This window comes from Pseudomonas flexibilis, assembly GCF_000806415.1.
Lineage (GTDB): Bacteria > Pseudomonadota > Gammaproteobacteria > Pseudomonadales > Pseudomonadaceae > Serpens > Serpens flexibilis.
The window spans coordinates 581,702-599,004 of sequence record NZ_JTAK01000004.1; the positions used below are offsets into that span (position 1 = coordinate 581,702).

Annotated in this window: 19 protein-coding genes; 8 read left to right on the forward strand and 11 right to left on the reverse strand. The window is 66.9% G+C overall.

The window, feature by feature from the left end; genetic code table 11:
- Positions 1-96: 96 nt before the first annotated feature.
- The 6 genes from PT85_RS11810 to exbB form a co-directional block, all read right to left on the reverse strand.
- Positions 97-1,524 carry an aminoacyl-tRNA deacylase and HDOD domain-containing protein gene (locus PT85_RS11810; RefSeq protein WP_027588900.1) on the reverse strand — a complete coding sequence of 476 codons (1,428 nt, stop codon included), beginning with the start codon at positions 1,522-1,524 and terminating at the stop codon, positions 97-99.
- A gap of 84 nt (positions 1,525-1,608) precedes the next feature.
- Positions 1,609-3,684: an ATP-dependent DNA helicase RecG gene (gene recG / locus PT85_RS11815; protein ID WP_039606727.1), complete on the reverse strand. Its 2,076-nt coding sequence runs from the start codon at positions 3,682-3,684 to the stop codon at positions 1,609-1,611.
- Positions 3,681-4,613, reverse strand: a complete 933-nt coding sequence (locus tag PT85_RS11820) for a hydrogen peroxide-inducible genes activator (protein WP_027588902.1) — start codon at positions 4,611-4,613, stop codon at positions 3,681-3,683. The genes recG and PT85_RS11820 overlap by 4 nt, the downstream gene beginning before the upstream one ends.
- Positions 4,614-4,695: 82 nt before the next feature.
- A complete protein-coding gene (locus PT85_RS11825) occupies positions 4,696-5,460 on the reverse strand; it encodes an energy transducer TonB (protein ID WP_039561278.1) in 765 nt (254 codons plus the stop codon).
- A complete protein-coding gene (gene exbD / locus PT85_RS11830; RefSeq protein WP_027591297.1) occupies positions 5,457-5,885 on the reverse strand; it encodes a TonB system transport protein ExbD in 429 nt (142 codons plus the stop codon). Before exbD ends, PT85_RS11825 begins: the two co-directional genes overlap by 4 nt.
- Positions 5,886-5,888: 3 nt before the next feature.
- Positions 5,889-6,818, reverse strand: coding sequence for a tonB-system energizer ExbB (exbB, locus tag PT85_RS11835; RefSeq protein WP_039606728.1), 930 nt, complete (start codon positions 6,816-6,818; stop codon positions 5,889-5,891).
- Between the two features lie 140 nt (positions 6,819-6,958).
- Between exbB and PT85_RS11840 the strand changes: the two genes are divergently transcribed.
- On the forward strand, positions 6,959-7,804 hold the full coding sequence (locus PT85_RS11840) for an NAD-dependent epimerase/dehydratase family protein (RefSeq protein WP_039606729.1): 846 nt from the start codon (positions 6,959-6,961) through the stop codon (positions 7,802-7,804).
- A 59-nt stretch (positions 7,805-7,863) separates the two neighbouring features.
- Here the strand turns inward: PT85_RS11840 and PT85_RS11845 are convergent, their stop codons facing one another.
- The 5 genes from PT85_RS11845 to PT85_RS11865 form a co-directional block, all read right to left on the reverse strand.
- Entirely contained in the window at positions 7,864-8,244 is a 381-nt protein-coding gene (locus tag PT85_RS11845) for a RidA family protein (RefSeq protein WP_027591300.1), read from the reverse strand.
- A 62-nt stretch (positions 8,245-8,306) separates the two neighbouring features.
- Positions 8,307-10,433, reverse strand: a complete 2,127-nt coding sequence (spoT, locus tag PT85_RS11850; RefSeq protein WP_027591301.1) for a bifunctional GTP diphosphokinase/guanosine-3',5'-bis pyrophosphate 3'-pyrophosphohydrolase — start codon at positions 10,431-10,433, stop codon at positions 8,307-8,309.
- A gap of 68 nt (positions 10,434-10,501) precedes the next feature.
- Positions 10,502-10,768 carry a DNA-directed RNA polymerase subunit omega gene (rpoZ, locus tag PT85_RS11855; RefSeq protein WP_027591302.1) on the reverse strand — a complete coding sequence of 89 codons (267 nt, stop codon included), beginning with the start codon at positions 10,766-10,768 and terminating at the stop codon, positions 10,502-10,504.
- 107 nt (positions 10,769-10,875) lie between these two features.
- Positions 10,876-11,496 carry a guanylate kinase gene (gmk, locus tag PT85_RS11860; RefSeq protein ID WP_027591303.1) on the reverse strand — a complete coding sequence of 207 codons (621 nt, stop codon included), beginning with the start codon at positions 11,494-11,496 and terminating at the stop codon, positions 10,876-10,878.
- 10 nt (positions 11,497-11,506) lie between these two features.
- On the reverse strand, positions 11,507-12,370 hold the full coding sequence (locus PT85_RS11865) for a YicC/YloC family endoribonuclease (RefSeq protein ID WP_027591304.1): 864 nt from the start codon (positions 12,368-12,370) through the stop codon (positions 11,507-11,509).
- 138 nt (positions 12,371-12,508) lie between these two features.
- Between PT85_RS11865 and rph the strand changes: the two genes are divergently transcribed.
- From rph to PT85_RS11900, 7 genes are all read left to right on the forward strand, one after another.
- On the forward strand, positions 12,509-13,231 hold the full coding sequence (gene rph, locus PT85_RS11870) for a ribonuclease PH (RefSeq protein WP_027591305.1): 723 nt from the start codon (positions 12,509-12,511) through the stop codon (positions 13,229-13,231).
- Between the two features lie 6 nt (positions 13,232-13,237).
- Entirely contained in the window at positions 13,238-13,609 is a 372-nt protein-coding gene (locus PT85_RS11875; RefSeq protein ID WP_027591306.1) for a DUF4870 domain-containing protein, read from the forward strand.
- 265 nt (positions 13,610-13,874) lie between these two features.
- The gene (gene cydP, locus PT85_RS11880; RefSeq protein ID WP_039561288.1) at positions 13,875-14,060 is read left to right on the forward strand and encodes a cytochrome oxidase putative small subunit CydP; all 186 of its coding nucleotides are present in this window, start codon (positions 13,875-13,877) and stop codon (positions 14,058-14,060) included.
- A gap of 32 nt (positions 14,061-14,092) precedes the next feature.
- Positions 14,093-15,667, forward strand: coding sequence for a cytochrome ubiquinol oxidase subunit I (locus PT85_RS11885; RefSeq protein WP_039606730.1), 1,575 nt, complete (start codon positions 14,093-14,095; stop codon positions 15,665-15,667).
- A 10-nt stretch (positions 15,668-15,677) separates the two neighbouring features.
- A complete protein-coding gene (gene cydB / locus PT85_RS11890; protein ID WP_039606731.1) occupies positions 15,678-16,823 on the forward strand; it encodes a cytochrome d ubiquinol oxidase subunit II in 1,146 nt (381 codons plus the stop codon).
- A 68-nt stretch (positions 16,824-16,891) separates the two neighbouring features.
- Entirely contained in the window at positions 16,892-17,008 is a 117-nt protein-coding gene (cydX, locus tag PT85_RS17565; RefSeq protein ID WP_027591310.1) for a cytochrome bd-I oxidase subunit CydX, read from the forward strand.
- The gene (locus PT85_RS11900; protein WP_052237667.1) at positions 16,998-17,291 is read left to right on the forward strand and encodes a cyd operon YbgE family protein; all 294 of its coding nucleotides are present in this window, start codon (positions 16,998-17,000) and stop codon (positions 17,289-17,291) included. Before cydX ends, PT85_RS11900 begins: the two co-directional genes overlap by 11 nt.
- Positions 17,292-17,303 lie beyond the last annotated feature (12 nt).

Below are 17,303 nucleotides of genomic sequence, written 5' to 3' on the forward strand. Positions count from 1 at the left end.
CTACTGAACCGCGGTCTAACGCGGACACACCTTCCTTTCCACTCTCCCGGCGCGCCGCGGCGGCCAGAACAGCGCTGACTGCCCTACGGGGCAGCCCTACTCCTGCGGCTCGTCGTCTCGCGACTGCTGGAACTGGCTGGCCATTTCGCGCAGCGCCGCTTCGGCGCGCAGCACCTTCTGCAAGGCATCCTCGGCCTGCTCGGCCGTGATGCCCAGGCGCTGATAGAGCGCCTCGGGGATCGGCTGCTCCAGGCCATGGCCGATCTTCTGGCCGCGCAGCAGGTTGACCGCCAGGTACACCAGATTGGCGTAGGCGCAGTGCGGCCCGGCGTAATCCGGGTCGTTCTGGAAGCGCAGCGCGGTGAAGATCTCTTCCTGCATCTCCCAGTTACGCATCATCCAGCTGCCGATCTGCTCGCGGGTAATGCCCAGCAGATGCTGCTCGATGTGGCCGTGCCAGAGGTGCGGGTTGGTTTCCAGGTGCTGGCAGATCAGGTTGAAGTGCGGCGGGAAGATATGCGCCAGCAGCAGGTAGCCGAAGTTGTGCAGTAGCCCGCCGAGATAGGCCAGGCCGGTTTCCGGACGCTGGCCGGCAGGAATCATCCGGGTCAGCCCCTCGATCAGCGCGGCGGTATAGATCGCCTGCTGCCAGTAGGGCGTGTTCTGCTGGTTGGGATCACTGAGCTGGCTCAGGTGGCGCCCCAGGGCCAGGCCGAGCGCCAGGTTGATCACCAGGTCGAAGCCGAGCACACGGATGATCGCTTCTTCCACCGAACGCACCTTGCCGGGCGCGGCATACAGCGGCGAGCTCGCCCAGCGCATCACCTGCGCGGCCAGCGCCGGATCGGTTTCCACCACCGAGGTGATGTCTTCGATGGTGGCATTCGGGTTGGCGCGCAGCTTGATGATGCGCTGCGCGGTGCGGGTCAGCGGCGGAATCTCCATGGTCTCGCCGAGACGCTGCTGGATGCGGCGGGCGGTAAAGGTCTTCACCGCCTGATCGATTTCGCTGCTGTCGTCGCCCGGTCGGTCGAGGTTCGGGCGGATGTTGCCCAGGGGTTCACCGAAGCGGCCGGGACGCGCCTTGGCCAGCAGCATCTGGAAATGCTCGCGGCCGATCTCCAGCAGCAACCCCGGGGCGCCCGACTCGATCAGCAGCACCGGTTGCTCCAGCAGACGCTCGTCGTACAGACAGGGAGAGCTGGTAATCGCCGGCAGCGCCGGCAGGCAGCCCAGGCCATGACGGCTGAGCATGCGCTTGAGGCGCTCCGGGCGCACCGGGCCCAGTTGCCGCTCGCTGAAGGCGGCCAGGCGCTTGAGATCGAGCAGCTGGTTACGCGGATACAGCACCAGGGCGGCGCCCAGGTTGTCTTCCAGCAGCACGGCCTGGATACGCTGTGCCGGCGGAATACCCGGCTCCTCGGGTCGGGTGCGCAAGGGTACGGCCAGGCGGCGCAGCAGCTGCTGGATCAATAAGGGAGCGGTCGAAGGCTGTTCGGCCGGGACGATGGTGCACTCGTTCATGGGTACATCCGGGTCTGAAACGGGTGTTTGCAAGGCATATCGGCGCTGCCTCGGATTTCCCAAGGGTGGCCAATCACAAAATTGTCACACCTGGCCGTACTGCTGGCCGTGCCGCAGCCAGCGCGACAGCAGGGGGCCCACATGCTGCGGCCAGCGCGCCAGCAGCTGTTGCGCAGCCTCACGCACCGCCGGCAACAGGTCGGCGTCACGCATCAGGTCGGCAACCTTGAACTGCAGCAGGCCGGTCTGCCGGGTGCCGAGCATCTCGCCGGGACCGCGCAGCTCCAGATCCTTCTCGGCGATCAGGAAGCCGTCGGTGGTCTCGCGCATGATCGCCAGTCGCTCACGGCCCAGCTGCGATAGCGGCGCATGATAGAGCAGGACGCAGTGGCTGACTGCACTGCCCCGACCGACGCGACCGCGCAGCTGGTGCAACTGGGCGAGTCCCAGACGCTCGGGGTTCTCGATGATCATCAGGCTGGCGTTGGGCACATCCACGCCCACTTCGATCACCGTGGTGGCTACCAGCAACTGGAGGTCACCCGCCTTGAACGCCTCCATCACCGCCGCCTTCTCGGCCGGCTTCATGCGCCCGTGGATCAGGCCGACACGCAGCTCGCCCAGCGCGGCGGACAGTTCTTCGTAGCTGGTCTGCGCCGCCTGGCAGGTCAGTTCCTCGGATTCCTCGATCAGCGTGCACACCCAGTAGGCCTGGCGTCCTTCGTGGCAGGCCGCGCGCACCCGCTCGATGACTTCCGGGCGGCGGCTGTCGGCGATGGCCAAGGTGTTCACCGGCGTGCGGCCGGGCGGTAGCTCGTCGAGGATCGAGGTGTCCAGGTCGGCGTAGGCGCTCATCGCCAGGGTGCGCGGGATCGGCGTGGCGGTCATGATCAGCTGGTGCGGACACAGCCGGCCATCCACGCCCTTCTGGCGCAGCGCCAGGCGCTGCTGCACACCGAAGCGGTGCTGCTCGTCGATGATCACCAGCGCCAGCTTGGCGAAGCGTACCTCGTCTTGGAACAGCGCATGGGTGCCAACCACCATCGGGCAGCCGCCGGCGATCCGCTCCAGCGCGGCGGCGCGCGCCTTGCCCTTGAGCTTGCCGGCCAGCCAGGCGACGTCGATGCCCAGTGGCTCGAACCAGCGGCTGAAGTTGAGAAAGTGCTGCTCGGCGAGAATTTCGGTGGGCGCCATCAGGGCCACCTGGTAGCCGGCTTCCAGCGCCTGCAGGGCCGCCAGCGCGGCGACCACCGTCTTGCCGGCGCCGACGTCACCCTGCACCAGGCGCAGCATGGGTTCAGGTTGCGCCAGGTCGTAGGCGATCTCCGCGCCGACGCGGCGTTGCGCACCGGTGGGCGCGAAACCCAGACCCTGCAGATACAACTCCGGCAGGCGCGTGGCCGGCGGCAGCGCCGGGGCCTGTTGGGCGCGAATGCTCTCGCGCAGGCGCTGCAGGGATAGCTGGTGGGTGAGCAGCTCCTCGAAGGCCAGGCGCTGCTGTGCCCAGTGCTGGCCCTCGGCCAGTTCATGCAGGTCGGCATCCGGCGGCGGGCGGTGCAGGTAGCGGATCGCCTCGGCCAGCGGGCCGAGCCGGTATTCCTCGGCCAGCTCCGCCGGCAGCCAGTCGGGCAGGCTGTTGGGGCCGAGCCGCGCCAACGCCTGCTCGCTCAGGGTACGCAGGCGCTGCTGGGTCAGGCCTTCGGTGGTTGGATAGATGGGGGTAAGCGTCTGCTCGACCGGCGCCGGCTCGGCGCCGCTCATGGCGCGGTATTCCGGATGGTAGATTTCCAGGCCGGTGGCCCCGGGGCGCACCTCGCCATAACAGCGCAGTGGAGTGCCGCGTTTGAGGCCGTCCTTCTGCGCCTGGCTGAAATGGAAGAAGCGCAGGCTCAGCGTGCCGCTGCCATCCTGCAGGCGCACCAGCAGGCTGCGCCGCCGGCCCATGACCACATCCGCGCCGGCCACCACGCCCTCGACCACCGCATCCTGGCCGGGACGCAGGGCGCCGATCGGTGTTACACGGGTGCGGTCCTGGTAGCGCAACGGCAGGTGGAACAGCACGTCCTGGAGATTTTCCAGGCCGACCTTGGCCAGCTTCTCCGCCAGCGCCGCACCCACCCCCTTGAGGGCCGTGACCGGGACCTGCGCCAGTTCGCTCATGCGGGTTCGGCGGTGCCCAGGGCTTGTGGCCGGGCCACCGAACACAGGCGGATGGAATCGGCCAGCACCTCGATGGCCTTCGGCCGCGGGAAGCTGGCGCGCCAGGCGATGGCCACGGTGCGGAAGGGCACCGGCGGTGTCAGCGGCCGGGTCTCCAGTACGCCCGGCGCGTAGTGGTGGCTCTCCACCGCCGAGAACGGCAGCACCGAGACACCCAGCCCTGAGGCCACCATGTGGCGGATGGTCTCCAGCGAGCTGGATTCCACCGTGGTGTGTTGCGCAGCATCGCCCTTGCGGCTGGTCGGGCAGGCTTCCAGCACCTGGTCGCGGAAGCAGTGCCCCTCGCCCAGCAGCAGCAGACTCTTGTCGTTGAGCTGCTCAGCGTCGATGGTGGCGCGCGCGGTCCAGGGATGCGCGGCCGGCATCAGCACGTAGAAAGGCTCGTCGTACAGCGGCTTGGTCAGCACATCGGCTTCCTGGAACGGCAGCGCGATGATGATCGCGTCCAGCTCTCCAGTGCGCAGCTTGTCGCGCAGCACGTGGGTGAAGTTTTCCTCGATGTACAGCGGCATGTCCGGGGCGACCCGGTGTAGTTGCGGAATCAGGTGCGGGAACAGGTAGGGGCCGACGGTATAGATGGCACCGACCTTGAGCGGCGCGGCCAACTGGTTCTTGCCGGCCTGGGCCAGTTCGCGGATGCCCTGGGCCTGCTCGAGCACCTTCTGGGCCTGGGCGACGATGCCCTCGCCCACCGGCGTGAGCCGCACCGCGCTCTTGCTGCGTTCGAAGATCAGTACGCCCAGCTCGTCCTCGAGCTTCTTGACGCCCACCGAAAGCGTCGGCTGGCTGACGTGGCAGCGTTCGGCGGCGCGCCCGAAGTGCTGCTCCTGGGCGAGGGTGACGATGTAGCGCAGTTCAGTGAGCGTCATAGCGGAATTCCATTGGGCTGGCCGCAAGCATAGCGGCTGCCTTGCATGGAACCAAGAGACGCCCGCCAATGGACTGCGACCCTTAGCCGCGCTCCAGCGAGTAGACGAACGGCGCGATCACTTCCAGGCTGCCATTCTTCAGCAACTCCGCGGGCGGCGCGGGCAGCGGCTGGGCACGCCGGATCATCTGCAGCGTGGCGCGATCCAGCGAACGGCTGCCGGAACCGGCAAGCACCTGGTGGTCGAGCACCCGGCCGCGACCGTCGATGACCATGCGCACCTTCACCGTGCCTTCCTGACCGCGCTGGCGCGCATCGTGCGGGTAGCGCTTGTGACGGTTCAGGTGCCCGAGCAGCAGGCTTTCCCAGGTGGGCTGACCCTGCGCGACCTGACTACTGGCCGACTGGGCGGCTGAGGCTTCCGGCGCGCGCGCCTGCTGGCTGGGCTGGGCGGGGGGCACGTCCTCGGCCGGCTTCGGTTCAGGCGTGGGCTCCGGTTTGGGTTCCGGCTTCGGCTCGGGCTTCTTCGGCTTGGGCGGCTTCGGCCTGGGCTTGGGTTTCGGCGGCGGCGGTGGCGGCAGCTCGATTTCCGGCTCCGGCGCCTCGACGCGCTTGGGCTGCTCGATTTCAGGTTCGGGCTCGGGTTCCGGCTGGGGTTCCGGTTGCGGCGGGCTCGGCGTGGGCGCCTCGGGCAACGGCGCCAGCTCCAGCATCATGGCCGGCGCCGGCATGGCGGCCAGCGGCGCCGCCTGGGGTTGCCAGAGCAGCGCGAAGGCAAGGCCGAAGTGCACCAGCAGCACGATCAGCAGGCTGAGAACCCAGCGGTCGAAGCTGTGCGACTCGCTCATTGCGCGCCAACCGTCTCCAGGCCGACCAGACCGATCTTCAGATAGCCGGCACTGCGCAGGCCATCGATGATCTCCATGAGGTTGCCGTACTCCAGCGCGGTGTCGCCGCGTACGAAGATGGTGGTGCCCTTGTCACCCTCGGTGGCCAGGTCCAGCACCGATCCCAGGCGCTCCAGAGTCACCTGCTCGTTGCCCACGTACAGGCTGTTGTCTTCCTTGATGCTCAGGTAGATCGGCTTGTCCGGGCGCTTGGCCGGTTTGGCGCTGGAGGCCGGCAGGTCCAGCTTCACGTCCACGGTGGCCAGGGGCGCCGCCACCATGAAGATGATCAGCAGCACAAGCATGACGTCGATGAACGGGGTGACGTTGATCTCGCTGTTCTCCGCCAGATCGTCGCCGCCACCTTCCTTCAGCTGCATGCCCATGGCTCAGCCTACCTTCACCACGTGGGGCACCTGGCGCTCGCCGGCGGCCTGGTGATCCAGGTCACGACTGACCAGCAGCAATACTTCGGCAGCGGCATCGCCCAGCTGTGCCCGGAAACCGGAAATGGCACGGGCGAAGATGTTGTAGAGCACCACAGCCGGAATCGCTGCGACCAGGCCGATGGCGGTGGCCAGCAGCGCCTCGGCGATACCGGGCGCCACCACGGCGAGGTTGGTGGTCTGGCTCTTGGCGATGCCGATGAAGCTGTTCATGATCCCCCAGACGGTGCCGAACAGGCCGACAAAGGGCGACACCGAGCCGACCGAGGCCAGCACACCGGTACCCTGCGACATCTGTCGGCCGCTGGCGGCCACCAGACGGTCGAGGCGAAAGCCCACACGTTCCTTGATGCCTTCCTTGTCGGCCTTGCCGGACAGTTCCAGTTCATGGCGCGCCTCCTCGACCAATTGGTCGGTGAGACTGAGCGGGCCGCGCGGCTGCTCTGCAGCCTGCTTCAGGTTGCGCGCGGTCTTGAGCGTGCTCAGCTCCACGCGCAGACGCCGCTTGGCACGGCCAAGCTCCAGCCCCTTGGCCAGCGCGATGGTCCAGGTCATCACCGAGGCCAGCACCAGGCCGATCATCACCGCCTTGACCACCCAGTCGGCGGCCTGATACATGCCCCAGGGTGACAGGTCATGGCTGAGGCCATGCTCGACCTCGACCGGCTGGGGCGGCGTCGCCTCGCCTGCGGCAGGGCTCGCGGGAGTCGTGTTGTCTTGCGGCCCGCCGGCGCTGGCGGGCCCTTCGCTGGCGACCGCTTGCTCGGCCGGGGGAGTGGGCGCCGGCGTCTGTGCCTGCACGGTTGGCACCAGCAGGCAGCCGACCAGCAAGGCAGCGAAAAGGGACTGAGCGCGAGTGGCGGTTCTGTTCATGAGGCCTGACCTGAACTGAAAGCGAAACCCTGCCATGAGGCAGCAGCAAAAACGGCCGAGATTATTGCAATTAATTCTCGTTAATTCAAAGTGGATTGTCGTTCACCTGACAATCGCATCGCCTTGATGGGACTCATCCAATGCCCGAATTTCCCCGCCTTCTGATCGCCGGTTGCGGCGACCTGGGCTGCCGTACCGGCTCCACGCTCGCCGCCCAGGGCTGGTCTGTACAGGGACTGCGACGACAGGTCGCAGGACTGCCGCCGTCCATCCACCCGCTCGCGGGGGATCTGGCCCAGGCGCAGTGTCCGGCCGGCTGGCCCGCACAGGCACCGAACTACCTGCTGTATGCCGCGGCGGCCGACCGCTCCGATGAGCCGGCCTACCGCGCCGCCTATGTCGACGGCTTGCGCCATGTGCTGGGCTGGCTGACGGAGCATGGCCAGCGACCGCGACGCCTGCTGTTCGTCTCCAGCACGGCGGTGTACGGGCAGCACAGCGGCGAATGGGTGGACGAGGCATCCCCCTGCGAGCCACAGGGCTTCACCGGACGCGTCCTGCTGGAGGCCGAGCGGCTGGCGCTGAGCAGCGGCATTCCGGCCAGCGTGGTGCGCCTGGCCGGCCTGTATGAGGGCACCAGCCGCTGGCTGGTCGATCAGTTGCGCGCCGGCCTGACGCCTACGGCAGAGCCACCGTTGTACAGCAACCGCATTCACCGCGACGATGCCGCCGCGCTGCTGGCCTACCTGCTGCAGGCTGATGCGCACGGGGAACGGCTGGAGACGATCTACCTCGGCGTGGATGACGAACCGGCGCCGCTGCATGAGGTGGCGGAGTGGCTGCGCGCGCGGTTCGACATCAAGACGCCGCCCGGCGCGCCGATGCAGCGCCGCGCCGGCAGCAAGCGCTGCAGCAATGCGCGCGCGCGCAGCCTGGGCTGGGCGCCGCGCTATCCGAGCTATCGGGAGGGGTATGGGGAATCGTAGGCTGGACAACGTTCTGCTTGTCCACCGAGCCGCCGTTTCGGCGGCCGCAACAGCGCCGATCAGCCAATCACCATCACGCCGTCCATTTCCACCAGCGAGCCGCGCGGCAGGCTGTTGATGCCGATGGCGGCGCGGGCCGGATAAGGCTGCTGGAAGTAGCGGCTCATCACCTCGTTGACGGTGGCGAAGTTGCCCAGATCGGTCAGGTAGATGTTCAGCTTGACGATATCGTTCAGCGAACCGCCGGCCGCTTCGGCCACCGCCTTGAGGTTTTCGAACACGCGCACGGCCTGGGCCTCGAAGCCGTCGACCAGCTGCATGCTGGCCGGATCAAGCGGGATCTGCCCGGACAGGTACACGGTGTTGCCGGCCTTGATGGCCTGGGAATAGGTGCCGATGGCGGCGGGCGCCTTATCGGTGCTGATCACGGTCTTGCTCATGGAGGGCTCCCTGAAGAAAACGGCCACCGAGGATCAGCGGCCACGAAGACAAAGTTGAGGCGTCAGGCGCGCACGCGGGTGATGCGCGACACGCCCATCAGCACACGCAGCTTCTTGATGACCCGCGCCAGATGCACGCGGTCGCGGACGCTGACCACCATCTGCACCACGCTGAGCCGGCCGTCGCGCTCGTCCATGCTGATCTTCTCGATGTTGGCGTCGGCGGCGGTGACGCTACCGGCCAGCAGAGCGATCAGGCCGCGCTGGTGTTCCAGCTCGACGCGCAGCTCGACATTGAATTCGCCGCTCACCTCCCGCGACCAGGTCAGGGGCACACACTTCTCGGGATTGGTGCGGATTTCGGCGATGTTCCGGCAACCATCCAGGTGCACCACCATGCCCTTGCCGGCCGACAGATGGCCAACGATCGGGTCGCCCGGGATCGGCGTGCAGCACTTGGCGTAACTCAGCACCAGGCCTTCGGTACCGCGGATCGCCAGAGGACCCTCGCTGTCCGGCGCCTGCGCGGCCAGCTCCATTTCCTCGCTGCCTTCCATCAGCTGGCGCGCCACCACCAGCGCCATGCGATTGCCGAGGCCGACATCTTCCAGCAGGTCCTCGAACTCGCTGAGCTTGTACTCCACCAGCACCGCCTGGATACGCTGCGCGGGGATATGCTCCAGATCGGTTTCGAAGCTGGCCAGCGCCTTGTTCAGCAGCCGCTCGCCGAGGCTGACCGACTCCGAATGGCGACGCTGCTTGAGGGCGTGACGGATGTGGGTGCGCGCCTTGCCACTGACCACGAAGTTCAGCCAGGCCGGATTCGGCCGGGCGCTGGGCGCGGTGACAATCTCCACCGTTTCGCCGCTTTCCAGCGGCTGCGAGAGCGGCGCCAGGCGCCGGTTGATGCGGCAGGCAATGCAGGTGTTGCCCACGTCGGTGTGCACCGCGTAGGCGAAGTCAACCGCCGTGGCGCCGCGCGGCAGCTCCATGATGCGACCCTTGGGCGTGAACACGTAGACCTCGTCCGGGAACAGGTCGATTTTCACGCTCTCGATGAATTCCAGCGAATTGCCGGCGCGCTGCTGCAGTTCGAGGATGCCCTTGACCCATTGGCGCGCGCGGGCATGGCTGCTGCGCGGCGAGTCGTCGCCACTGGACTTGTACAGCCAGTGCGCGGCGATGCCGTTGTTGGCCATGTCCTCCATTTCCTGGGTGCGGATCTGGATCTCGATGGGCACGCCGTGCATGCCGAACAGCGTGGTGTGCAGCGACTGGTAGCCGTTGGCCTTGGGAATCGCGATGTAGTCCTTGAAGCGCCCGGGCAGCGGCTTGTACAGGCTGTGCACGGCGCCCAGCACCCGGTAGCAGGTGTCGACCTTGTCGACCACGATGCGGAACGCGTACACGTCCATGATGTCGGCGAACGCCTTGCGCTTGCCGCGCATCTTCTTGTAGATGCTGAACAGGTGTTTCTCGCGGCCGCTGACCTGGCCGGGCAGCCCCTCGCGCTCCAGGCAGTGCTGGAGCGACTCCTCGATCTTGGCGACGATTTCCTTGCGGTTGCCGCGCGCACCGCGCACCGCCGCGCGAATGCGCTCGCAGCGCATCGGATGCATCGCCCGGAACCCCAGGTCCTCGAATTCCACGCGCATGTTGTGCATGCCCAGCCGGTTGGCGATGGGCGCGTAGATTTCCAGGGTTTCACGGGCGATGCGCCGGCTCTTCTCCGGCGGCATGGCATCCAGGGTACGCATGTTGTGCAGGCGGTCGGCCAACTTGACCAGGATGACGCGGATGTCGCGGGCCATGGCCAGGGCCATCTTCTGGAAGTTCTCGGCCTGGGCTTCGGCCTTGTTCTCGAACTTCATCTGGGTCAGCTTGCTGACCCCGTCCACCAGCTCGGCGACGGTTTCGCCGAACTGCGAGCTGATGGCTTCCTTGGCGATGCCGGTATCCTCGATCACGTCGTGCAGCATGGCGGCCATCAGGCTCTGATGGTCCATGTGCATTTCGGCCAGGATGTTGGCCACCGCCAGCGGGTGGGTGACGTAGGCTTCGCCACTGCGCCGGCGCTGGCCGTCGTGGGCCTGCTCGGCGTAATAGTAGGCTCGCCGGACCAGATTGACCTGGTCCGCCGCCAGATAGGACGAGATGCGATCAGCGAGGGCGTCGAGATTACCAGCCATGGCGGCACCTCCTGCCGACAGCATACTCCATCGGCAGCAGCGGCTGCGAACGACCTCGCGCACGCATCTTACAGGGCCTCGTCTTTGGCCTCTTCCTCGAACGCGGCGAAGATCGGTTCTTCCTCGATCAGCTCTTCCTGGGCGATGACGTCGTAGTCCACCAGGCCGCTGGCGATTTCGCGCAGGGCAACCACGGTGGGCTTGTCGTTTTCCCAGGCGACCTTCGGTTCCTTGCCGCCGGTAGCCAGCTGACGGGAGCGCTTGGTTGCCAGCATGACCAGTTCGAAGCGGTTATCGACGTTTTCCAGGCAGTCTTCAACGGTAACGCGGGCCATGGTGTTCCTCTGAGTAGCGTGGGGGCCGTGCCCGGGCTGGGCGAGCGGACCCGGTAGTCTAAAGAAGGCGCGGGGCCAGCGGCAAGCGCCGGCCCGACGGACGCCCGTCAGCCCAGCAGCGCGTCGAGCAGCGCCAGGTGGCGTTGCTGCTGGCGCTGCTGGCGCAGCTGGTTGGCACGGAAGACGGCCTTCAGGTCATCCAGCGCGTGGGCAAAATCGTCGTTGATCACCAGGTAGTCGTATTCGACGTAGTGGCTCATCTCGCTGACCGCCTCACGCATGCGCCGCTCGATCACCTCGTCGCTGTCCTGGCCCCGATTGGTCAGGCGCTGGCGCAGGGCCTGCTGGGTCGGCGGCAGAATGAAGATGGAACGGGCGTCGGGCATCAGGCGGCGAACCTGCTGGGCGCCCTGCCAGTCGATTTCCAGGATCAGATCGAAGCCCTCGGCCAGGGTGTGTTCGACCCAGCGCTGCGAGGTGCCATACAGGTTGCCGAACACCTCGGCATGCTCGAGGAACTCATCCTGCTCCAGCATGCCCAGGAAGCGTTCGCGCTCGACGAAGTGGTAGTTCACCCCGTCCACTTCGCCCGGGCGCATGGCGCGGGTGGTGTGCGAAACCGACACGCGCACCTGCGGCATGCTGTCGATCAGGGCCTTGACCAGGCTGGTCTTGCCGGCCCCGGAGGGCGCGGAAACGATGTAGAGGGTACCGCTGCTGGCGCTCATGTCGTTCTCGTTACTCGATGTTCTGCACTTGTTCGCGCATCTGTTCAATCAGCACTTTGAGATTCACTGCCGCCTGGGTGCTGCGCGGGTCGTAGGCCTTGGAGCCCAGGGTGTTGGCCTCGCGGTTGAGCTCCTGCATCAGGAAGTCCAGACGCCGGCCGGCGGCGCCGCCGGACCTGAGCACGCGGCGCACCTCGCCGACATGGGTGTTCAGCCGGTCCAGCTCCTCGGCCACGTCACTCTTCTGCGCCAGCATCACCAGCTCCTGCTCCAGGCGCTGGCCGTCCGCCTCCAGCTTCAGCTCGGCGAAGCGGTCGAGGATCTTCTGGCGCTGCAGACCGAGCATTTGCGGCACCTGCTCGCGCAGCGTGGCGACTTCGGCGCGGATGGCATCCAGACGCTCCTCCAGCAGGCGCGCCAGCTCGGCGCCTTCCCGCGCGCGGCCTTCGCGCAGCTGGGCCAGTGCCTCGCCGAACAGCTCCAGCGCGGCGGCATTCAGCGCCTGCGGATCGGTGGCGTCACCCACCAGCACGCCCGGCCAGCCCAGCACTTCCAACGGATTGATCGAGGCGGGCTGGCGAATCAGCGCGGCCACCTCCTCGGCGGCGGTGATCAGCTGCGCGGCGCGCTCGCGGTCGACCTGCAGCGACTGGCCGCTGCCGGCTTCGGTGAAGCGCAGGGTGCATTCCACCTTGCCACGCGACAGGCCCTGGCGCAGCGCCTCGCGCACCGGGCCTTCCAGGTCGCGGAAGGCATCCGGCAGGCGCAGATGCGGTTCCAGATAGCGGTGGTTGACCGAACGCAGCTCCCAGCTCAGGGTGCCATAGGCCCCCGCGCGCTCGCTGCGGGCGAAGGCGGTCATGCTGTGCACCATGGGCTTACCTCTCGGGGGTCGGGTTGCGAAAGGGGCGGAATTGTAGCGCAGTGCGACCACATCGCCCACGGCGAGACTGTCTTCGCTGCGTCAGACACCTATAATGCCGGCTGATTTCATTCCCAGCAGGACGTACCCATGAAGCGACCCAGCGGCCGCGCCGCCACCGAGCTGCGCGCGATTCGCCTCACCCGCCACTACACCAAGCACGCCGAGGGCTCGGTGCTGGTGGAGTTCGGCGACACCAAGGTCATCTGTACGGTGAGCGTCGAAAGCGGCGTGCCGCGCTTCCTCAAGGGCCAGGGCCAGGGCTGGCTGACCGCCGAGTACGGCATGCTGCCGCGTGCGACCGGTGAGCGCACCCAGCGCGAAGCCAGCCGTGGCAAGCAGGGCGGTCGCACCCTGGAGATCCAGCGCCTGATCGGTCGCTCGCTGCGCGCGGCGCTGGACATGGGCAAGCTGGGCGAGAACACCCTGTACGTCGACTGCGACGTGATCCAGGCCGACGGCGGCACCCGCACCGCCTCGATCACCGGCGCCATGGTGGCGCTGGTCGACGCCCTGGCCGCCATGAAGAAGCGCGGCCAGCTCAAGCAGGACCCGCTCAAGCAGATGGTCGCCGCCGTCTCCGTGGGTATCTACCAGGGCGAGCCGGTGCTCGACCTGGACTACCTGGAGGATTCCGCCGCCGAGACCGACCTCAACGTGGTGATGACCAGCGCCGGCGGCTTCATCGAAGTGCAGGGCACCGCCGAGGGCGAGCCGTTCCAGCCCGAGGAACTGAACGCCATGCTGGCACTGGCCCGCGACGGCCTGCACGAACTGTTCGCCCTGCAGCGCGTCGCCCTGGAAACCGAGTAAGCCATCATGCATGACGACCAGTCCCTGATTCCGCCACCCGGCCCGGACGCCCGCCGCTGGGCGATGCTCTGCCATTACGCGGCGTTCGCCTGGTTCCTGGCGCCGATGATCGGCAACGTGATCGGGCCGCTGATCGTCTGGCAACTGAAGAAGGACCTCGACCCCTTCGTCGACCAGCAGGGCAAGGAAGCGCTGAATTTCCAGATCACGGTCAGCGTGGCCTTCATGATCTGCGGGCTGCTGGCCTGGATTCTGATCGGCTTTCCGCTGATGGTGCTGGTCGGCGTGTTTGCGCTGGTCGTCACCATCATCGCCGGTATCAAGGCCAACGACGGGGTGGCCTACCGTTATCCACTCTGTTGGCGATTGGTGAAGTGAACCGAAGGCCCCGTCAATGCGGGGCCTTCTACTTTCCGCTTGCCAGATACCAGAGCGCTGCACGCCGTCGCGCTGCGACCAAATGCCCCGCCCGCCCCCAACACATACCCCCAGGAGTACAATCCGCTCCGTATACCGTTTCGCCTGTGCACCTGCTTCGATGCGATGCATGGACGAGCCAACGCCTGCAACCGGAACCCCGGATCTGACTCGCCGAGCCAGGGTTCGCCGTACCCCGGTGGCAAGCCGTTTCAGGAGCTCCGTCATGTCGCAACCCTCTCCGCAATCCCCCTGGCAAACCCGGCTGGTTCGCGAGATCGGCATCATCCTGCTGATCAAGCTGGCCATCCTGCTCACCCTCAAGGCGGTCTGGTTCACTGAACCCACCGTGCCGGTCAATGGCAGCGAGCGCGTCAGCGAACGTCTGTTCGGCCCCGCAACGCAGCCGTAATTCCTTTCCGTCCCACCCGAGGAGGCGCCGAGATGATCTCGGAAACCGTCGTCGACCTGTCGCGTCTGCAATTTGCCATGACCGCGATGTACCACTTTCTGTTCGTGCCCCTGACCCTGGGGCTGGCCTTCCTGCTGGCCATCATGGAGTCGGTCTATGTGATGACCGGCAAGCAGGTCTACAAGGACATGGTGAAGTTCTGGGGCAAGCTGTTCGGCATCAACTTCGCCCTGGGCGTCACCACCGGCCTGACCATGGAATTCCAGTTCGGCACCAACTGGGCCTACTACAGCCACTACGTGGGTGACATCTTCGGCGCGCCACTGGCCATCGAGGGGCTGATGGCGTTCTTCCTCGAATCGACCTTCATCGGCTTGTTCTTCTTCGGCTGGGACCGCCTCTCCAAGGTGCAGCACCTGGCTGTCACCTGGCTGGTGGCGCTGGGTTCCAACCTGTCGGCGCTGTGGATCCTGATCGCCAACGGCTGGATGCAGAACCCGGTCGGCTCGGAGTTCAACTTCGAGACCATGCGCATGGAGCTGGTGGATTTCGGCGCGCTGCTGTTCAACCCGGTGGCGCAGGTCAAGTTCGTGCACACCGTGTCGGCCGGCTACGTCACCGGCGCGATCTTCGTGCTGGCGATCTCCAGCTGGTACCTGCTGAAGAAGCGCGACCTCGGCTTCGCCCGCCGTTCGTTCGCCATCGCCGCGGTTTTCGGCCTGGCTGCGTCGCTGTCGGTGATCATTCTTGGCGATGAATCCGGCTACGAAATCGGCGACGTGCAGAAGACCAAGCTGGCCGCCATCGAGGCCGAATGGGACACCCACCCGGCGCCAGCCAGCTTCACCCTGTTCGGCCTGCCCAACCAGGAGGAGATGCGCACCGACTACGCGGTGAAGATCCCCTACGCGCTGGGGCTGATCGCCACCCGCTCGCTGGACGAGGAGGTCAAGGGCATCAAGGACCTGATCGCCGAGCACGAGGGGCGCATTCGCAACGGCATGACCGCCTATGCGCGGCTCGAGGCGCTGCGCGCCGGTGACAAGTCGCCGGAAGCCATCGCCGCCTTCAACGAGGTCAAGCAGGACCTGGGCTACGGCCTGCTGCTGAAGAAGTACACCGCCAACGTGGTGGACGCGAGCGAGGAGCAGATCAAGCTGGCCGCGCTGGACACCATCCCGCATGTGCCCAGCCTGTTCTGGACCTTCCGGATCATGGTCGCCTCCGGCTTCCTGATGCTGCTGCTGTTCGTGGTGGCCAGCTGGGCGTCGGTCAAGCGCAACGCCGAGGACAAGCCGTGGCTGCTGCGCTTCGCCCTGCTGGCCCTGCCGCTGCCGTGGATCGCCGCGCAGACCGGCTGGTACGTGGCCGAACACGGCCGCCAGCCCTGGTCGATCGGCGAGGTGCTGCCCACCCACCTGTCGGCCTCCAGCCTGTCCAGCGGCGACGTCTGGGGTTCGCTGGTCGCGCTGATTGCCTTCTACAGCCTGCTGCTGGTGATCGAGATGTACCTGATGATCAAGTTCGCCCGTCTCGGCCCGTCCAGCCTGCACACCGGCCGCTACCACTTCGAGCGTCTGGCCGCCGCCCAAGCGGCCAAGGCCTGAGGAGATTGCCATGTTCGATTACGAAACCCTGAAACTGCTCTGGTGGGTGCTGATCGGCGTGCTGCTGATCGGCTTCGCCCTCACCGACGGCTTCGACATGGGCGCCATGGCGCTGATGCCCTTCGTTGGCAAGACCGACAACGAGCGGCGCGCGGCGATCAACACCATCGCCCCGCACTGGGATGGCAACCAGGTGTGGTTCATCACTGCCGGCGGCGCGCTGTTCGCTGCCTGGCCGATGGTCTACGCGGTGGCCTTCTCCGGGCTGTACTGGGCGATGCTGCTGGTGCTGTTCGCGCTGTTCTGCCGGCCGGTCGGCTTCGACTACCGCAGCAAGCTGGAGAATCAGAAGTGGCGCAACGCCTGGGACTGGGCGCTGTTCACCGGCGGCGCGGTACCGGCGCTGCTGTTCGGCGTGGCCTTCGGCAACCTGTTCCTCGGCCTGCCCTTCCGCCTCGACGAGTTGATGCGCTCCAGCTATGAAGGCTCGTTCTTCGGCCTGCTGCACCCGTTCGCCCTGCTCGCCGGCCTGGTCAGCCTGAGCATGCTCTGCGCCCACGGCGGCGCCTGGCTGATGCTGCGCACCGACGCCGGGCTGCACCAGCGTTCGCGCCTGGCCACCCGCCTCTGCGCCCTGCTGTTCCTGCTGACCTTCGGCGGCGCCGGCCTGTGGCTGATCCTCGGCGGCCTGCCGGGCATGCGCCTGGCCGGCGGCTTCGCCGACCTGGGCCTGGCGCTCAATCCGCTGCACAAACAGGTGGTCATGGATAACAGCGGCTGGCTGGCCAACTACGCCCAGTACCCGCTGACCCGCGTCGCCCCGCTGCTCGGCCTGGCCGGCGGCCTGCTGGCGCTGCTCGGCGCGCAGTTCAACCGTGGCGGCGTGGCCTTCCTGGGCAGCAGCCTGGCGATCGTCGGCACCCTCTGCACCGCCGGCTTCGCGCTGTTCCCCTTCGTGTTCCCGTCGAGCATCGATCCGGCCTCGAGCCTCACGCTCTGGGACGCGGTTTCCAGCCAGAAGACCCTGGGCATCATGCTGGTGGTGGCCGCCCTCTTCGTGCCGCTGATCCTGCTCTACACCCTGTGGTGCTACATCCGCATGTGGGGCCGCGTGACCAGCCAGACCATCGACGCCAACCCGCACGGCCTGTACTGAAACCCCGGCGGCCGGAGCCGTGCGCACCGGCCGCCAGACGCGCCCGCTCAGGGCCAAGGAGAACGAACATGTGGTATTTCGCCTGGATTCTCGGCGTACTGCTGGCGTGCAGCTTCGGCATCATCAATGCCCTGTGGCTGGAAACCACCCAGAACCTCGACGAGGAAACCGTCGGTGGCGAGTGACACCCGCCCCTGGTTGCGACGCGGCGCCAGCCGCGCCGCCTCCCTGCTGCTGGCCACGCCGCTGGCGCTGCTGCTGCTGATCCACCCGGCGGCCATGCTGGATGCCGAAGGCGGCTACAGCCACAGCCTGCTGATGCTGGTGATGTGGGGCATCTCCAACGGCTTCATCCACGGCGTCGGCTTCGATCCGCATAGCCGCCTGTGGCGCACGCTGTTCCATCCGCTGGGCGGCTGGCTGCTGATGGGGCTGGGTTACCTGATCCTCTGGCAGGCGCAGGGCTGAGAACAGCGCTGC